The organism is Pantoea sp. MBLJ3, from assembly GCF_000816655.1.
Lineage (GTDB): Bacteria > Pseudomonadota > Gammaproteobacteria > Enterobacterales > Enterobacteriaceae > Pantoea > Pantoea eucalypti.
The window spans coordinates 1-15,608 of the sequence record NZ_JSUT01000001.1 but is presented as its reverse complement, the minus strand read 5'-3'; the positions used below and the strand labels follow the sequence as shown (position 1 = coordinate 15,608).

Genomic DNA, 15,608 nt, shown 5'->3' with positions numbered 1-15,608 from the left:
GAGATGGTAATGAACCTGATGCCCTTGATTACCGCGGGCCTGGAAACGGCGCTGAACCGTATTCTCTATCGCGATCGCGGCCTGAAACCGGCGCGGCAACGTCTGAATGGCAAAGTGCTGACGCTGCGCCTGACTGAGTTCTCTTATCCGCTGGTGCTGGTTTTCAGTGAACAGCAACTGGACGTGTTATCGGACTGGCAGGATAGCAGTGACTGCACGGTGATCACCTCGCTGAAAACGCTGACGAAGCTGCGCGATCGCCAGCAGCTGACGCCGCTGATTCGCAGCGGTGAGCTGCAGGTTGATGGCGACCTGCAGGTAGTGCAGCAGTTCTCCGCGCTGATGGATCTGGCTGAGCTGGACCCGGCAGAATATCTGGCTCCCTGGGTAGGCGATATCGCCGCACAGGGCATCAGTCAGCGCTCGCAACAGGCATTCCGCTTTTTCACAGGCGAAGTGCAGCGTCGCCAGGATTATCTCGGACAGGCTATCACCGAAGAGTGGCGTGTTGCGCCTGGCTCGCTGGAATTAGCCTGGTTTTCTGAGGAGGTCGACGCGATGGAACGTTCGCTTGAGGCGCTTGATGCGCGTCTGGCGCAGCTGGAGGCAAAATGAGTTTTGGAGAGATCCGCCGCTTATATCTGATCATGAAGGTGTTTCTGACCTATGGCCTTGATGAACTGATACCTCAGACACGCCTCACATTCCTGTTTCGCCTGTGGCGTCGCTCTGTTTTCTGGATCCCGAATCTGCATCAGCATGAACCCATCGGCGCACGTATGCGCATGGCGATGGAGCAACTGGGTCCGGTCTGGATCAAGTTCGGGCAGATGCTCTCGACCCGTCGGGATCTCTTCCCGCCGCTGATCGCCGATCAACTCGCGATCCTGCAGGACCGCGTAGCGCCCTTCGATGGCGTCAAAGCGAAAGCGCAGATTGAAGCCTCAATGGGCGCGCCGATTGAAACCTGGTTTGATGATTTTGATATCAAGCCACTGGCGTCAGCATCCATTGCACAGGTGCACACCGCCACGCTGAAATCGACCGGCAAGAAAGTGGTGATCAAAGTGATCCGCCCCGATATTTTGCCGGTGATCAAAGCGGACATGAAGCTGATCTATCGCCTGGCCCGCTGGGTTCCGCGTCTGCTGCCGGATGGCCGCCGTCTGCGTCCGGTCGAGGTGGTGCGCGATTATGAGAAAACCCTGCTTGATGAGCTGAACCTGTTACGTGAAGCAGCCAACGCCATTCAGCTGCGCCGGAATTTTGAAGACAGCCGCATGCTCTACGTACCGGAAGTCTATTCAGATTACTGCAGCGAAACCATGATGGTGATGGAGCGTATCTACGGCATTCCGATTTCTGACGTTGCTACGCTGGAACGCCATGGCGTGAATATGAAGCTGCTGGCTGAACGTGGCGTGCAGGTCTTTTTCACCCAGGTCTTTCGCGACAGCTTCTTCCATGCGGATATGCATCCGGGCAACATCTTTGTCAGCTATGACCATCCGGAAGATCCACAATATATCGGCATTGACTGCGGTATCGTGGGTTCACTGAACAAAGAAGATAAGCGTTATCTGGCGGAAAACTTTATCGCGTTCTTTAACCGTGATTACCGTAAGGTCGCGGAACTGCACGTAGACTCCGGCTGGGTGCCGCCCGATACCAATGTCGAAGATTTCGAGTTTGCGATTCGTACGGTCTGCGAACCGATTTTTGAAAAGCCGCTGGCTGAGATCTCCTTCGGACATGTGCTCCTGAACCTGTTTAACACCGCACGCCGCTTTAACATGGAAGTGCAGCCGCAGCTGGTCCTGCTGCAAAAAACGCTGCTTTATGTGGAAGGGATTGGCCGTCAGCTCTATCCTCAGCTCGATCTGTGGAAGACAGCCAAGCCGTTCCTGGAAGAGTGGATTAAGGATCAGGTCGGTCTGCCGGCCATTATCCGTGCGGTGAAAGAGAAAGCGCCATTCTGGGCTGAAAAGTTACCCGAGCTGCCCGAGCTGTTTTACGACAGCCTGCGCCAGCACAAGCTGCTACGGCATAGCGTCGATAAATTGGTGGGTGATATGCACGCACAGCGCGTTCGTCACCATCAGGCGCGCTACCTGTTTGGCGTCGGGGCAACGTTGCTGTTAAGCGGAACGGCTGTACTACTCACCCGACCGGACTGGGACTTCTTCCCGGCGGTGTTAATGGCGGCGGGAATCGTCTCCTGGTTAATCGGCTGGCGTAAGACAAACTGATTGTCACGTCCGTCTAAAAAAAGGTAATGTCGCTGGCTCAGGCCCGGTTGAAAAGGGCACTCTGTGGTGCATTACCTCATCGTTTTCACAGAATATTAGAGGCTATCTCATGGGCGGTATCAGTATCTGGCAATTGGTAATCATTGCCGTCATTGTTGTACTTCTGTTCGGTACCAACAAATTACGTAATCTGGGTTCGGATTTAGGTTCTTCGATTCGTGGCTTCAAAAAAGCCATGAGTGACGAGGACGATAAAAAGGATCAACCGAAAGAGCAGGATGCTGACTTCGCGGCCAAAACGCTGGCTGATAAACAGCACACTTCGGCTACCAAAGAAGACACCAAGAACGACAAGCAGGTGTAAACCGTGTTCGATATTGGTTTTAGTGAACTGGTATTAGTATTCGTTATCGGGCTGATTGTACTCGGCCCGCAACGTTTACCGGTTGCGGTGAAAACCGTAGTCGGCTGGATCAGGGCGATTCGTTCGCTGGCAGCCAATGTGCAACATGAACTGGCGCAGGAGCTCAAGCTGCAGGAGCTGCAGGACAGCCTGAAAAAGGTGGAAGAAGCGAGCCGCGGCACGCTCTCACCTGAGCTGAAAGAGTCGATGGAAGAGCTGCGTAAAACGGCGGATTCAATGAAACGCTCGGTCAGTCAGAGCATCGACATTGAAAAAGAAGAAGACGAGGCAAACACCATTCACTCGGCCCAGCACAGGCCCGTGTCTCATCCTGCTTCAGAAGCAGGAGACGCATCTGAGTCTGGCACGGCGGAACTTTCGGCGACACCGGCTACCGCAGAACATCAGGCCAGCGCGCCAGCACAGGCCCCCGCTCCGGTTTCAGACGCTGTCACGGCTGTGCAACCTGCTGCGGCACCTTCCGCTGTTGCCACTGCCCCGGCACAGGCTCCGTCAGCCGTTTCATCCGCGCCGGCTGTGCAATCTTCTGCCGCACCTGCCGCCGTGGCCAGCGCCCCGGCACAGGCGCCTGCGGATGAAGCCGCCAGACCGGCCAATGCTGCGCGACATTCCGCTCCACCCTCTTCTGCAAGTGATGAACGATAATGGCCGTTGAAGATACTCAACCGCTCATCAGTCATCTGATTGAGCTGCGTAAGCGACTACTGAATTGCATGATCGCAGTATTAGCGATTTTTCTGGTGCTGGTTTTCTTCGCCAATGATATTTACCAGCTGGTCGCGGCACCTCTGATTAGCCAGATGCCGGTTGGATCGAGCATGATCGCGACTGATGTCGCCTCACCGTTTTTCACCCCGATTAAGCTGACTATCATTGTGTCGGTGTTTCTTGCGGTGCCAGTGATCCTCTATCAGGTCTGGGCATTTGTCGCTCCGGCGCTATACCGGCATGAGCGCAGGCTGGTTATGCCACTGCTCTTTTCCAGCACTTTCCTGTTCTATTTCGGCGTAGCGTTTGCCTATTTTGTGGTCTTTCCGCTGGCATTCGGTTTTTTCACCAAAACCGCGCCGATCGGCGTCACCGTTGCGACAGATATTGCCAAATACCTCGATTTTGTCATGACGCTGTTTATGGCATTTGGCGTGGCGTTTGAAGTGCCGGTGGCGATTGTGCTGCTGTGCTGGACCGGCATCACCAGTCCGGACGATCTGAAGAAGAAACGTCCTTATATTCTGGTGGGTGCCTTCGTCGTCGGGATGTTGCTCACACCGCCGGATGTTTTTTCCCAAACTTTGCTCGCTATTCCGATGTACTGCCTGTTTGAAGTCGGCGTATTCTTTTCCCGTTACTACGTGGGTAAAGGCCGCCGGTCACAGGATGAGGACGAGAACATCGACTCCTGATGCCGACCGCGTTACCGTTACCCGCACAGGCGGGAAGCGATCAATCCAAACCGCCCTGATGGGCGGTTTTTGTTTATAAACTGTGGGAAAAATTATGTTTGATATCGGTGTAAACCTGACCAGCACGCAATTCGCCTCCGACCGGCAAAAGGTGGTTAAACGCGCGCGTGATGCGGGCGTCACCGGCATGCTTATTACCGGCACTAATGCGCTGGAGAGCCAGCAGGCTCAGCGGCTGGCTGAAGCGCAACCCGATTTCTGCTGGTCTACCGCGGGCGTTCATCCTCATCATGCCAGCGAATGGTCCACGGACATTGCCAGTACCCTGCGTCGACTGGCTGAAAAACCGGAAGTGGTGGCTATCGGTGAGTGCGGGCTCGATTTTAATCGCAACCTGTCGGCGCATGAGCAGCAGGAGTATGCGTTTGATGCACAGCTGGCACTGGCGGCGGAACTCAACATGCCGGTGTTCCTTCACTGCCGTGAAGCCCATGCACGTTTCGCCGCGGTGCTTGAACCCTGGCTGCCAAAATTGCCGGGTGCGGTGATTCACTGCTTTACCGGCACGCGTGATGAACTTGAAGGCTGTCTGGCCATGGGATTATCCGTGGGGATCACGGGCTGGGTGTGCGATGAGCGTCGTGGTCTGGAACTGCGAGAGCTGCTGCCACTGATTCCGGCCGATCGTCTGCTGCTGGAAACCGATGCGCCGTATCTGCTGCCACGCGACATGCGTCCGCGCCCGACTTCACGCCGGAACGAACCCTGCTTTTTACCGCATATTGTGCATCAGGTGGCGACATGGCGTGGGGAGAATGCTGAGGAACTGGCGGTCCGCATTGATCAGAATGCGCGGACGTTGTTCAGACTGGCTTAAAGCTTGCGGAACTGCTTGTTATCCACACTGCGCATCACCTGCTTGTTCAGCAGATTAAGCAACAGAATCGAGCGTGTTTCACCATCCGGCTCGGCAAAGATGGCGCGCAGCCCCTCAAAGGTCCCTTCAGTGATAACCACTTCGTCGCCGCTTTGAGGGGTTTCCGGATCAAGCAGGATTTGCGGGACATCAGTCTCCAGCGCTTCAATCACGGCCGATGGCACGGTCGCAGGTGTGGTGCCGAAGCGCACAAAGTGGCTGACACCGCGCGTGCTGCTGATGGTCGTGGTGTGAATCGCTTCCGGATCGAATTCAATAAACAGATAATTTGGAAACAGTGGCTCACTCACCGTGGTACGTTTTCCGCGCACGATCTTTTCCAGAGCGATCATCGGACTCAGGCAATGCACTTCCTGCCGCTCCAGATGCTCCTTCGCGCGCAATAGCTGTCCACGTTTGCAATAGAGTAAGTACCAGGATTCCATAACTGCTCCCATTGAATGGACGCTAAGAATAGCAAACCTGCTGCCAGAGTTATAGCGCAGGGGCAGGGTAAAGCGTCCTGCAAAGAAAATAAACTGAGACTTTTCTTAACAGGCCGGCTGGCAGGTGAAAAGGTAACTGAAAATTGACGTCTGCTTAAGAGGCTGCACTATAAACCTCAGCATATCCGCTTAATCAGACCTATAATGGCCGATTCACTCTGGCCGGAAAGCTAAAGCCGCATGAAATATCACGATTTAAGAGACTTTCTCGCGCTGCTCGAACAGCGCGGTGAGCTAAAGCGCATTACCCAGTCGATCGATCCCGAACTGGAAATGACCGAAATTGCCGACCGTACACTGCGCGCCGGTGGTCCCGCCTTGCTGTTTGAAAACCCGAAAGGGTACGACATGCCGGTACTGTGCAATCTGTTCGGCACGCCAAAGCGCGTGGCAATGGGCATGGGCCAGGAGGAGGTCAGCGCACTGCGTGAAGTGGGTAAACTGCTGGCCTTCCTGAAAGAACCGGAGCCGCCAAAAGGCTTCCGCGATCTGTTCGATAAAATGCCGCAGTTTAAGCAGGTTCTGAACATGCCGACCAAACGGCTGCGTAATGCACCCTGTCAGGAGGTGGTGTTCAGTGGCGATGACGTTGATCTGACGCGCATTCCGGTGATGAAGTGCTGGCCCGGTGATGCGGCACCGCTGATTACCTGGGGCCTGACTGTGACGCGTGGTCCCCATAAAGAGCGGCAGAATCTTGGTATCTATCGGCAGCAGGTGATCGGCAAAAATCGTCTGATTATGCGCTGGCTGTCGCACCGTGGCGGAGCGCTTGATTATCTGGAGTGGACGAAAGCACATCCGGGTGAGCGTTTTCCGGTGTCGGTGGCGCTGGGTGCCGATCCTGCCACCATTCTTGGTGCCGTGACGCCGGTACCTGATACGCTGTCAGAATATGCGTTTGCCGGTTTGCTGCGCGGCAATAAAACAGAAGTGGTGAAGTGTCTCTCGAACAATCTCGAGGTGCCTGCCAGCGCTGAAATCGTGCTGGAAGGGTATATCGAAGCGGGCGATATGGCGCCGGAAGGCCCTTACGGTGACCACACGGGCTACTACAATGAAGTAGATAGCTTCCCGGTGTTTACTGTGACGCATATTACGCAGCGCCATAAGCCTATCTATCACTCTACCTACACTGGCCGTCCACCAGATGAACCTGCGGTACTGGGTGTGGCGCTGAATGAAGTGCTGGTGCCGATTCTGGTGAAGCAGTTCCCGGAGATCGTGGACTTCTATCTGCCGCCAGAGGGTTGCTCATACCGCCTCGCGGTTGTGACAATTAAAAAGCAGTACGCAGGGCATGCCAAACGTGTCATGTTTGGCGTCTGGTCGTTTTTACGGCAGTTCATGTACACCAAATTTGTTATTGTGTGTGACGATGACGTTAATGCGCGTGACTGGAACGATGTGATCTGGGCGATCACCACGCGTATGGATCCGGCTCGCGATACGGTATTAGTGGAAAATACCCCGATCGATTATCTCGATTTCGCCTCGCCTGTGTCCGGGCTGGGATCGAAGATGGGGATGGATGCGACCAACAAGTGGCCGGGTGAAACGCAGCGCGAATGGGGTACACCCATTGTGAAAGACCCTGCGGTCACCGCGCGCATTGATGCCATCTGGGATGAGCTAGGTATTTTTGATCAGCCGCCACAGCGTTGATGGCGAGCACAACCATAAAGACGACCCGACAGAGGGAACGCATGACAACGTTAAGCTGTAAAGTAACTTCAGTTGAGGCGATTACCGACACGGTCTATCGCGTTCGCCTGATCCCTGAAGCGGAATTCAGTTTTCGCGCGGGACAGTATCTGATGGTAGTGATGGATGAGCGCGACAAGCGTCCGTTCTCACTGGCTTCAACACCGATGGAAAAAGATATCATTGAGCTGCATATCGGCGCGTCCGATCTGAACCTCTATGCCATGGCCGTTATGGATCGCATCCGTAACGATCGCCAGATCACGGTTGATATGCCGCACGGCGACGCCTGGTTGCGCGAAGAGAGCACTAAGCCGCTGATTCTGATTGCGGGCGGCACCGGTTTCTCCTATGCCCGTTCAATTCTGCTTACCGCGCTGGCGGAACAGCCAGAGCGCGATATCGCCATTTACTGGGGCGGACGTGAGCTCAAGCATCTGTACGATATGGACGAGCTGGATGCGCTGGCAGTCAAGCACCCGAACCTGAAGGTGATCCCGGTCGTCGAGCAGCCCGAAGCGGGCTGGCAGGGTCGGTCAGGCACGGTCCTGACAGCCGTGATGCAGGACTTCAGCACGCTGAGCGAGCATGAGATCTACATCGCCGGACGGTTTGAGATGGCGAAGATTGCCCGCGATCGTTTCTGTGCCGAGCGTGGCGCCGTAGAGTCACAGATGTATGGCGATGCGTTTGCCTTTATCTGATTCCCGGTAGCAGGCTGTAGCAGACAGAAAAAACCCGCCGGTTAACGGCGGGTAAATCTGACAAAGTAAGACTCAACGTATTACAGACGCTCGAATACGGTCGCAATCCCCTGACCCAGTCCGATGCACATGGTAGCGAGTCCGAAACGGGCATCGCGTCGTTCCATAATATTCAGCAGTGTGGTGCTGATGCGCGCGCCGGAACAGCCCAGCGGATGGCCTAAAGCAATCGCACCGCCATTCAGATTCACCTTGTCATCCATCAGCTCCAGCAAACCTAAGTCCTTGATGCAGGGCAACGTCTGCGCGGCAAAGGCTTCGTTCAGTTCAAACACGTCGATATCACTGACGCTTAACCCCGCCCGTTTCAATGCCAGTTTACTGGCCGGAACCGGTCCATAGCCCATGATCGACGGATCACAGCCGACCACTGCCATGCTGCGGATGCGGGCGCGTGGCGTCAGCCCCAGTTCACGGGCGCGTGATTCACTCATGACCAGCATGGCGGCTGCACCATCTGACAACGCCGACGACGTGCCCGCCGTGACGGTGCCATTCACCGGATCGAAGGCGGGTTTGAGCGCCGCCAGTCCTTCGGCGCTGGTCTCCTCGCGGATCACTTCATCAAAGTCATAGCGTTTAAGAATGCCGTCGCTGTCGTGTCCATAAGTGGCGACAATCTCAGTGGCGAAGTCGCCGCGCTGGGTGGCCTGCCATGCGCGCTGGTGCGAACGCAGGGCAAACGCATCCTGCTGCTCACGGCTGATATGATGCATACGTGCCAGCATCTCGGCAGTTAAGCCCATCATGCCTGCGGCTTTGGCGACGGTGCGTCCCAGGCCGGGATGAAAATCCACACCGTGATTCATCGGCACGTGCCCCATGTGCTCCACGCCACCGATCAGGCAGCACTGTGCATCGCCCACCATAATGGTGCGGGCCGCATCGTGCAGCGCCTGCATTGACGAACCGCACAGCCGGTTAACGGTAGTGGCCGGTACAGAGTGCGGGATTTCGGCCAGCAGCGCGGCGTTACGCGCGATATTAAATCCCTGTTCCAGCGTCTGCTGTACGCAGCCCCAGACGATATCGTCGAGCGAACTCGGATCCACTGCCGGGTTGCGGCTCAGAATTTCGCGCATCAGGTGCGCAGAGAGGTCTTCAGCGCGCACGTTCCGAAAGGCTCCGCCTTTTGAACGTCCCATTGGCGTGCGCACCGCATCAACAATCACCACATTTTCCATCTTTTTGCCCTCAGGCGCTTTTCAGCGCGGCTTCATCAATCGGTTTAGCGGCGGGATACCAGCTTTCATGCTGATGGGCTTTCTGCACCAGCAGCGCAGGCAAGGCATAGAGCCCACCGAGCGCGCTATAGCGGCGTGCCTGATCGACCACATTACTGTTGCCAAGGGTATCGAGATAGCGGAATGCGCCGCCACGGAACGGCGGGAAGCCAAGGCCGTATACCAGCGCCATATCTGCTTCAGCGGGTGAGGCGATAATCTTCTCTTCAAGGCAGCGCACCACTTCATTCAGCATCGGCAGCATCATGCGGTTCAGGATCTCTTCGTCACTGAAGACCCGCGCGGGCTGACAGACCTGTTGCAGCAGTGTGTCCACCTCTGCATCGGGCACTTTCTTCAGCTTGCCTTTTTTATCCTCTTCCCAGCGCCAGAAACCTTTGCCATTTTTCTGGCCAAAACGACCGGCATCAAACAGCAGGTCAATCGCATCACGATAGTCATGCTTCATACGATCCGCGAAACCGTCCGCCATGACGCTTTGCGCGTGATGTGCGGTATCGATGCCTACCACATCCAGCAGCCAGGAGGGACCCATCGGCCAGCCGAACTGTTTTTCCATTACTTTATCAATCTGGCGGAAATCAGCGCCGTCGCGGAGCAGCAGGCTGAAAGCGGCGAAGTAGGGGAACAGCACCCGGTTAACAAAGAAGCCGGGACAATCATTCACCACGATAGGGGTTTTGCCCATTTTGCTGGCCCAGGCCACCACTTTACTCAGCGTGGCTTCACTGGTTTTCTCGCCACGAACCACTTCAACCAGCGGCATACGTGGCACCGGATTGAAGAAGTGCATGCCACAGAAGTTTTCCGGGCGTTGCAGCGCCTGCGCCAGCTGGCTGATAGGAATGGTCGAGGTATTGGAGGCCAGAATCGCGTCTTCACGCAGATGCTGTTCGGTTTCAGCCAGCACTTTGGCCTTGATCAGCGGGTTTTCAACCACGGCCTCCACCACCACATCGGCCTGATCAAAACCGGCATAATCGAGTGTGGGCTGGATAGTGGCGATCACACTGGCGAGTTTGTTGCCGTCGATTTTGCCGCGTTCTAACAGCTTATTAAGTAACTTACTGGCTTCGTTCATCCCCAGGGTTAGCGCCTGTGGGTTGATATCTTTCATTCTGACCGGCACGCCTTTCCACGCAGACTGGTAGCTGATGCCGCCACCCATAATGCCTGCGCCCAGTACTGCCGCCTGAGCGGGGGCGCCGCTTTCGCTGCCACGCTTTTTCGCCAGGCCTTTGACGTACTGGTCGTTAAGGAAGATGCCGACCAGAGCGCGAGCTTCATCAGACTGCGCCAGCGGCACAAACGCCGCGGTTTCAAGTTTCAATGCATCGTCACGGCCAAGGCTGGCCGCCGCTTCAATGGTTTTCACTGCCATCAGCGGGGCGGGATAGTGTTTACCTGCAGTCTGCAGCACCATCGCTTTCGCAATAGAAAAGCTCATGGCTGCTTCAATCGGGCTGAGTTTCAGCGGAGCCAGTTTCGGTGCCCGGCGCGCGCGCCAGCTGCCATCAGTGGCGGCGGCTTTGAGCATGGTGATCCCCGCCTCGCGCAGTTTTTCGCGAGCGACCACGGCATCGACCAGACCGAGTTTCAGGGCGGCATTGCCATCAACATCTTTGCCCGCCGCAATAATTTCCATTGCACTGTCGGCACCCAGCAAGCGTGGCAACCGCACGCTGCCACCAAAGCCAGGCATGATGCCAAGTTTGGTTTCCGGCAGGCCAATGCGGGCGTCCGCAGTAGCAATACGCAGATCGGTTGCCAGCACACACTCACATCCGCCACCCAGCGCATAGCCGTCAATGGCGGCCAGGGTCGGCACGGGTAAATCTTCCAGACGATTGAAGATGCTGTTGGCATAGCTCAGCCACTGGCTCAGCTTTTCGGTGGGTGCATTAAACAGTGAAAGGAACTCGGTGATATCCGCACCCACAATAAAAGCAGGTTTAGCGGAGCTCAACAGCAGGCCGCGAAGATCTGGCTGCTGCTCCAGCACTGCAATTGCCTCGCCCAGACTGGCGACAGTTTGCGTATCAAGCTTGTTGACTGAGCCTGCAGCGTCAAAAACCAGCTCGGCGATACCATCGTCCAGCCAGTGAAGTGTAAGGTTAGCGCCTTGGTAGAGCATGTGCGTCTCCTGAAACCGCGAAAGGTGATCTGGTCATACCAGATGATCGTGAGTGTGGGAGGGATGTTAATTATTTGCAAACTGCTCTTTGCTTATTTGCTAACAAGATCACAGCCGTGTCGACATCAGCAACTGCGCAAGGGGTATGCTAAACTTGCGGCCATTTCGCGACACTGGAGAGACGTCAATGGATTCACTGAAGACCTTGTATCACGCGCACATCGCCACGTTGCAACAACGGGCGCAGCAGGTGCTGGCACGCAATAAACTGGATGCGATGTTGATCCATTCCGGTGAGTTGTTGACGGTGTTTCTGGATGACCACACCTATCCGTTTAAGGTGAATCCGCAGTTCAAGGCCTGGGTGCCGGTGACACAGGTTCCCAACTGCTGGCTATGGATTGATGGCGTGAACAAACCGAAACTGTGGTTCTACTCTCCGGTGGATTACTGGCATAACGTTGAACCTCTGCCGGATAGCTTCTGGACTGAAGATGTCGAGGTTATCGGCCTGAAAAATGCGGATGAGATTGCGCAGTTGCTGCCTGCACAGCGTGATAATGTCGCTTATATCGGCCCGATCAACGCACGGGCAGCACAGCTTGGTATCGCCTCCGGCAATATCAATCCTAAAGCGGTGATCGACTTCCTGCATTTCCATCGCAGTATCAAAACAGATTATGAACTCGCCTGTCTGCGCCAGGCGCAGAAGCTGGCAGTGGCGGGTCATCGCGCAGCGAAAGAGGCGTTCTCGGCGGGCTTAAGCGAGTTCGATATCAACCAGGCGTATCTGACCGCGACCGGTCATCGCGATACCGATGTGCCGTACGGCAATATCATTGCGCTGAATGAACACGCTGCGGTGCTGCACTACACCCGGCTGGATCATCAGCCGCCGGCGAAACGCCACAGCTTTTTGATTGATGCGGGCGCTGAGTATCTTGGCTACGCCGCCGACCTGACCCGCAGCTATGCGGCGCAGAGCAGTTCGCTCTATGCCAGAATGGTTGAGGCGATGAACGCGGAAGAGCTGGCGCTGATCGCCACGCTGAAAGCGGGCGTGCGCTACACCGATTATCATCTTCAGATGCATCAGCGTATTGCGAAGATGTTGCTGAAGTTTGAGCTGGTGCAGGGCATCAGCGAAGAAGCGCTGGTGGCTGAAGATCTGACCGGGCCGTTTATGCCACATGGGCTGGGGCACCCACTGGGTCTGCAGGTGCATGACGTAGCGGGTTTTATGCAGGATGATCAGGGCACGCATCTGGCCGCGCCTGCGCAATATCCTTATCTTCGCTGCACCCGCGTGCTGCAACCGGGCATGGTATTAACCATCGAGCCAGGCTTCTATATTATTGACTCATTACTGGCACCACTGCGTGCAGGCCGTTTCAGTCAGCACTTTAACTGGCAGGCTATCGATGCACTTCGGCCTTATGGCGGAATTCGTATCGAGGATAACGTGGTGATCCATGCGCATCGCGTTGAGAACATGACCCGCGATCTGCATCTGGCCTGATGGAAGCCTTTGATATTCCCGCGGTGCCCGTGAGCAGCAGTGAGGAGACGATCAAAAAGAGTCGCTTCATTACGCTGCTGGCGCACACCGAGGGGGCAGAGGCGGCGCGCGCCTTTGTCCAGCAGGTCAAAAACGAGCATCCGGCTGCCCGGCATCACTGCTGGGCATGGGTCGCGGGCGCGCCGAATGATTCTCAACAGCTCGGCTTCTCTGATGATGGTGAACCTTCGGGTACAGCAGGGAAACCGATGCTGGCGCAGCTGATGGGCGCGGATATTGGCGAGATTACTGCCGTGGTGGTGCGTTACTACGGCGGCATCATGCTGGGAACCGGCGGCTTAGTGAAAGCCTATGGTGGTGGCGTTCAGCAGGGGCTTAAGCTGCTGCCACGACAGCGCAAAGTGCCGATGAAGCTGTTCACTCTGCAATGTGACTATCCACAGCTCAGTGATGTTGAACGGCTGGTACAGCGTTTTGACGGTAAGGTGACCGACAGTCAGTTTCAGGATCGCATTGCGCTGACGCTGGCTGTACCTTACGGACAAATCGACGGTTTTAAAAAAAATCTGTCAGACTTTAGTCGGGGTGCATTATCGCTGATCCCGCTCACACCCTGATGTTCATCTCTATTATTTAAAGGAACGGCTGAATGCACTTTCGCGCCATTACCCGCATAGTCGGTCTGCTGGTGATCCTCTTTTCAGTGACGATGATTTTGCCCGGCCTGGTCGCATTGATTTATCGCGATGGCGCGGGGCGGGCGTTTAGCCAGACCTTTATGATGGCGCTGGTGATCGGCTCGCTGCTGTGGTGGCCGAATCGCAAAAAGAAAACCGAACTCAAACCGCGGGAAGGGTTTCTGATTGTCGTGCTGTTCTGGACGGTGCTGGGCAGCGTAGGGGCCATGCCCTTTATCTTTGCCGAACAGCCCCATCTTTCCGTGACGGATGCGTTCTTTGAATCTTTCTCTGGCCTGACAACGACCGGGGCCACTACGCTGGTGGGGCTGGACTCGCTGCCTAAAGCCATTCTCTTCTATCGACAGATGCTGCAGTGGCTGGGCGGTATGGGAATCATCGTGTTAGCGGTGGCGATATTGCCGATTCTGGGCGTCGGAGGTATGCAGCTCTATCGCGCTGAAATGCCGGGGCCGCTGAAAGATAATAAAATGCGGCCGCGTATTGCCGAAACAGCGAAAACACTCTGGCTGATCTATGTTCTGCTGACGGTGGCCTGTGCGCTGGCATTGTGGCTGGCAGGCATGCCGGCCTTTGATGCTATTGGTCACAGCTTCTCGACCATCGCGATTGGCGGCTTCTCAACCCATGATGCCAGCATCGGCTATTTTCACAGCGGCACTATCAATACTATCGTGGCGGTGTTTTTGCTGATCTCAGGCTGTAACTACGGCCTTCACTTTGCCATGTTAAGCGGGCGCAATCTGCGCGTGTACTGGCGCGATCCTGAATTCCGCATGTTTATAGGCGTTCAGCTGACGCTGGTGTTGATCTGCACGCTGGTGCTCTGGTTCCACAATGTTTACGACAGTGGCTGGCAAACGCTAAACCAGGCCTTTTTCCAGGTCGTTTCCATGGCCACCACGGCAGGATTCACGACCGACAGCATCTCACGCTGGCCCTTGTTCCTGCCGGTGCTGCTGTTGTGCTCCGCCTTTATCGGCGGCTGTGCCGGTTCAACCGGCGGTGGCCTGAAGGTTATCCGCATCCTGCTATTATGCAAGCAGGGTAACCGTGAGCTTAAGCGTCTGGTTCACCCGAATGCGGTCTACACCATTAAGCTGGGGAATCGGGCGTTGCCTGAGCGTATCCTTGAGGCCGTATGGGGATTCTTCTCGGCTTATGCGCTGGTGTTCCTGGTCAGCATGCTGGCGATCATTGCCACCGGTGTCGATGACTTCTCGGCATTTGCTGCCGTTGCCGCGACGCTGAATAACCTCGGGCCCGGTTTAGGGGTTGTGGCCGATAACTTCGCTTCAATGAATGACGTGGCGAAATGGATTCTTATCTCCACCATGTTGTTCGGGCGTCTCGAGGTATTTACCTTGCTGGTGCTGTTCACGCCTACTTTCTGGCGTGAATAATTAATAAGGATGCTGATATGAAAGCGCTGATTCTCTATTCCACCCGCGACGGACAAACAAAGAAGATTGCCTCTTCTATAGCCGAGATGATCCGTCAGCACCAGCCATGCGATGTGCTGGATATTCAGGATGCCGCTCTGCCTGACTGGGCGCAGTATGATCGCGTGCTGATTGGCGCCTCTATTCGCTACGGTCATTTCCAGCCGGTCGTCGATAAGTTCGTAAAGCTTCATCTCCCTGCATTGCAGCAGCGTACCAGTGGTTTCTTTTCGGTAAACCTCACGGCGCGCAAACCTGAGAAGCGTTCTCCTGAAACGAATGCTTATACGCAGAAGTTCCTTGCCAGCTCGCCGTGGCAACCTGATTGCTGTGCCGTGTTTGCGGGCGCGCTCTATTATCCGCGCTATCGCTGGTTTGATCGCGTCATGATTCAGTTGATTATGCGTATGACTGGCGGTGAGACCGATTCCACAAAAGAAGTGGAGTACACGGACTGGCAGCAGGTACGCACTTTTGCTAATGATTTTGCACAGTTACCAGGCAAATCGTAGCGAAATAGCGCGATTTGATGAAAATTACTGCGAACAGTAATCTTTTCGCAATAAACACTTGTCAGTCCGCGCGAACTCCCTATAATGCGCCTC

Annotated in this window: 15 protein-coding genes; 12 read left to right on the top strand and 3 right to left on the bottom strand. The window is 55.6% G+C overall.

The genetic code is table 11. From position 1 onward, the window contains the following. The first annotated feature begins 9 nt into the window (after window positions 1-9). From NP77_RS00075 to tatD, 6 genes are all read left to right on the top strand, one after another. Entirely contained in the window at window positions 10-615 is a 606-nt protein-coding gene (locus tag NP77_RS00075; RefSeq protein ID WP_008926453.1) for an SCP2 domain-containing protein, read from the top strand. Beyond that, window positions 612-2,249: a ubiquinone biosynthesis regulatory protein kinase UbiB gene (gene ubiB / locus NP77_RS00070; protein WP_008926454.1), complete on the top strand. Its 1,638-nt coding sequence runs from the start codon at window positions 612-614 to the stop codon at window positions 2,247-2,249. Before NP77_RS00075 ends, ubiB begins: the two co-directional genes overlap by 4 nt. A gap of 109 nt (window positions 2,250-2,358) precedes the next feature. Next, the gene (tatA, locus tag NP77_RS00065; RefSeq protein ID WP_008926455.1) at window positions 2,359-2,613 is read left to right on the top strand and encodes a twin-arginine translocase TatA/TatE family subunit; all 255 of its coding nucleotides are present in this window, start codon (window positions 2,359-2,361) and stop codon (window positions 2,611-2,613) included. A gap of 3 nt (window positions 2,614-2,616) precedes the next feature. After that, a complete protein-coding gene (gene tatB / locus NP77_RS00060) occupies window positions 2,617-3,318 on the top strand; it encodes a Sec-independent protein translocase protein TatB (RefSeq protein ID WP_039658604.1) in 702 nt (233 codons plus the stop codon). Further along, the gene (tatC, locus tag NP77_RS00055; protein WP_008926457.1) at window positions 3,318-4,076 is read left to right on the top strand and encodes a Sec-independent protein translocase subunit TatC; all 759 of its coding nucleotides are present in this window, start codon (window positions 3,318-3,320) and stop codon (window positions 4,074-4,076) included. The genes tatB and tatC overlap by 1 nt, the downstream gene beginning before the upstream one ends. Window positions 4,077-4,170: 94 nt before the next feature. Then, on the top strand, window positions 4,171-4,953 hold the full coding sequence (tatD, locus tag NP77_RS00050; RefSeq protein WP_039658603.1) for a 3'-5' ssDNA/RNA exonuclease TatD: 783 nt from the start codon (window positions 4,171-4,173) through the stop codon (window positions 4,951-4,953). Here the strand turns inward: tatD and rfaH are convergent. Then, window positions 4,950-5,438 (bottom strand): transcription/translation regulatory transformer protein RfaH, encoded by a 489-nt coding sequence (gene rfaH / locus NP77_RS00045; RefSeq protein WP_008926459.1) that lies wholly within the window; start codon window positions 5,436-5,438, stop codon window positions 4,950-4,952. The genes tatD and rfaH overlap by 4 nt on opposite strands. 240 nt (window positions 5,439-5,678) lie before the next feature. Here rfaH and ubiD point away from each other — a divergent pair, with 240 nt between their 5' ends. Beyond that, window positions 5,679-7,163: a 4-hydroxy-3-polyprenylbenzoate decarboxylase gene (gene ubiD / locus NP77_RS00040; protein ID WP_008926460.1), complete on the top strand. Its 1,485-nt coding sequence runs from the start codon at window positions 5,679-5,681 to the stop codon at window positions 7,161-7,163. A 41-nt stretch (window positions 7,164-7,204) separates the two neighbouring features. Continuing rightward, entirely contained in the window at window positions 7,205-7,906 is a 702-nt protein-coding gene (gene fre / locus NP77_RS00035) for an NAD(P)H-flavin reductase (protein ID WP_008926461.1), read from the top strand. An 80-nt stretch (window positions 7,907-7,986) separates the two neighbouring features. Here the strand turns inward: fre and fadA are convergent, their stop codons facing one another. Beyond that, a complete protein-coding gene (gene fadA / locus NP77_RS00030) occupies window positions 7,987-9,150 on the bottom strand; it encodes an acetyl-CoA C-acyltransferase FadA (protein WP_039658602.1) in 1,164 nt (387 codons plus the stop codon). A 10-nt stretch (window positions 9,151-9,160) separates the two neighbouring features. Continuing rightward, window positions 9,161-11,344 (bottom strand): fatty acid oxidation complex subunit alpha FadB, encoded by a 2,184-nt coding sequence (gene fadB, locus NP77_RS00025; protein ID WP_039658601.1) that lies wholly within the window; start codon window positions 11,342-11,344, stop codon window positions 9,161-9,163. Window positions 11,345-11,531: 187 nt separating this feature from the next. On the opposite strand from fadB, the gene pepQ reads away from it, so the two are divergent. The 4 genes from pepQ to hemG are packed head-to-tail and all read left to right on the top strand — an operon-like array spanning window position 11,532 to window position 15,515. Further along, window positions 11,532-12,863 carry a Xaa-Pro dipeptidase gene (gene pepQ, locus NP77_RS00020; RefSeq protein WP_004571217.1) on the top strand — a complete coding sequence of 444 codons (1,332 nt, stop codon included), beginning with the start codon at window positions 11,532-11,534 and terminating at the stop codon, window positions 12,861-12,863. Beyond that, window positions 12,863-13,480, top strand: a complete 618-nt coding sequence (locus NP77_RS00015; RefSeq protein ID WP_008926464.1) for an IMPACT family protein — start codon at window positions 12,863-12,865, stop codon at window positions 13,478-13,480. The genes pepQ and NP77_RS00015 overlap by 1 nt, the downstream gene beginning before the upstream one ends. Before the next feature lie 32 nt (window positions 13,481-13,512). Then, entirely contained in the window at window positions 13,513-14,964 is a 1,452-nt protein-coding gene (gene trkH, locus NP77_RS00010) for a Trk system potassium transporter TrkH (protein ID WP_039658600.1), read from the top strand. 17 nt (window positions 14,965-14,981) lie between these two features. Beyond that, window positions 14,982-15,515 carry a menaquinone-dependent protoporphyrinogen IX dehydrogenase gene (gene hemG / locus NP77_RS00005; protein WP_039658599.1) on the top strand — a complete coding sequence of 178 codons (534 nt, stop codon included), beginning with the start codon at window positions 14,982-14,984 and terminating at the stop codon, window positions 15,513-15,515. Window positions 15,516-15,608: the final 93 nt, after the last annotated feature.

What these genes read in the sequence shown, in the direction of transcription:
- fadB (WP_039658601.1), bottom strand. Translation starts at nt 11,344, where the DNA reads ATGCTCTACCAAGGCGCTAACCTTACACTTCACTGGCTGGACGATGGT.
- NP77_RS00075 (WP_008926453.1), top strand. Translation starts at nt 10, where the DNA reads ATGAACCTGATGCCCTTGATTACCGCGGGCCTGGAAACGGCGCTGAAC.
- tatD (WP_039658603.1), top strand. Translation starts at nt 4,171, where the DNA reads ATGTTTGATATCGGTGTAAACCTGACCAGCACGCAATTCGCCTCCGAC.
- tatC (WP_008926457.1), top strand. Translation starts at nt 3,318, where the DNA reads ATGGCCGTTGAAGATACTCAACCGCTCATCAGTCATCTGATTGAGCTG.
- ubiD (WP_008926460.1), top strand. Translation starts at nt 5,679, where the DNA reads ATGAAATATCACGATTTAAGAGACTTTCTCGCGCTGCTCGAACAGCGC.
- fadA (WP_039658602.1), bottom strand. Translation starts at nt 9,150, where the DNA reads ATGGAAAATGTGGTGATTGTTGATGCGGTGCGCACGCCAATGGGACGT.
- pepQ (WP_004571217.1), top strand. Translation starts at nt 11,532, where the DNA reads ATGGATTCACTGAAGACCTTGTATCACGCGCACATCGCCACGTTGCAA.
- rfaH (WP_008926459.1), bottom strand. Translation starts at nt 5,438, where the DNA reads ATGGAATCCTGGTACTTACTCTATTGCAAACGTGGACAGCTATTGCGC.
- fre (WP_008926461.1), top strand. Translation starts at nt 7,205, where the DNA reads ATGACAACGTTAAGCTGTAAAGTAACTTCAGTTGAGGCGATTACCGAC.
- hemG (WP_039658599.1), top strand. Translation starts at nt 14,982, where the DNA reads ATGAAAGCGCTGATTCTCTATTCCACCCGCGACGGACAAACAAAGAAG.
- ubiB (WP_008926454.1), top strand. Translation starts at nt 612, where the DNA reads ATGAGTTTTGGAGAGATCCGCCGCTTATATCTGATCATGAAGGTGTTT.
- NP77_RS00015 (WP_008926464.1), top strand. Translation starts at nt 12,863, where the DNA reads ATGGAAGCCTTTGATATTCCCGCGGTGCCCGTGAGCAGCAGTGAGGAG.
- tatA (WP_008926455.1), top strand. Translation starts at nt 2,359, where the DNA reads ATGGGCGGTATCAGTATCTGGCAATTGGTAATCATTGCCGTCATTGTT.
- trkH (WP_039658600.1), top strand. Translation starts at nt 13,513, where the DNA reads ATGCACTTTCGCGCCATTACCCGCATAGTCGGTCTGCTGGTGATCCTC.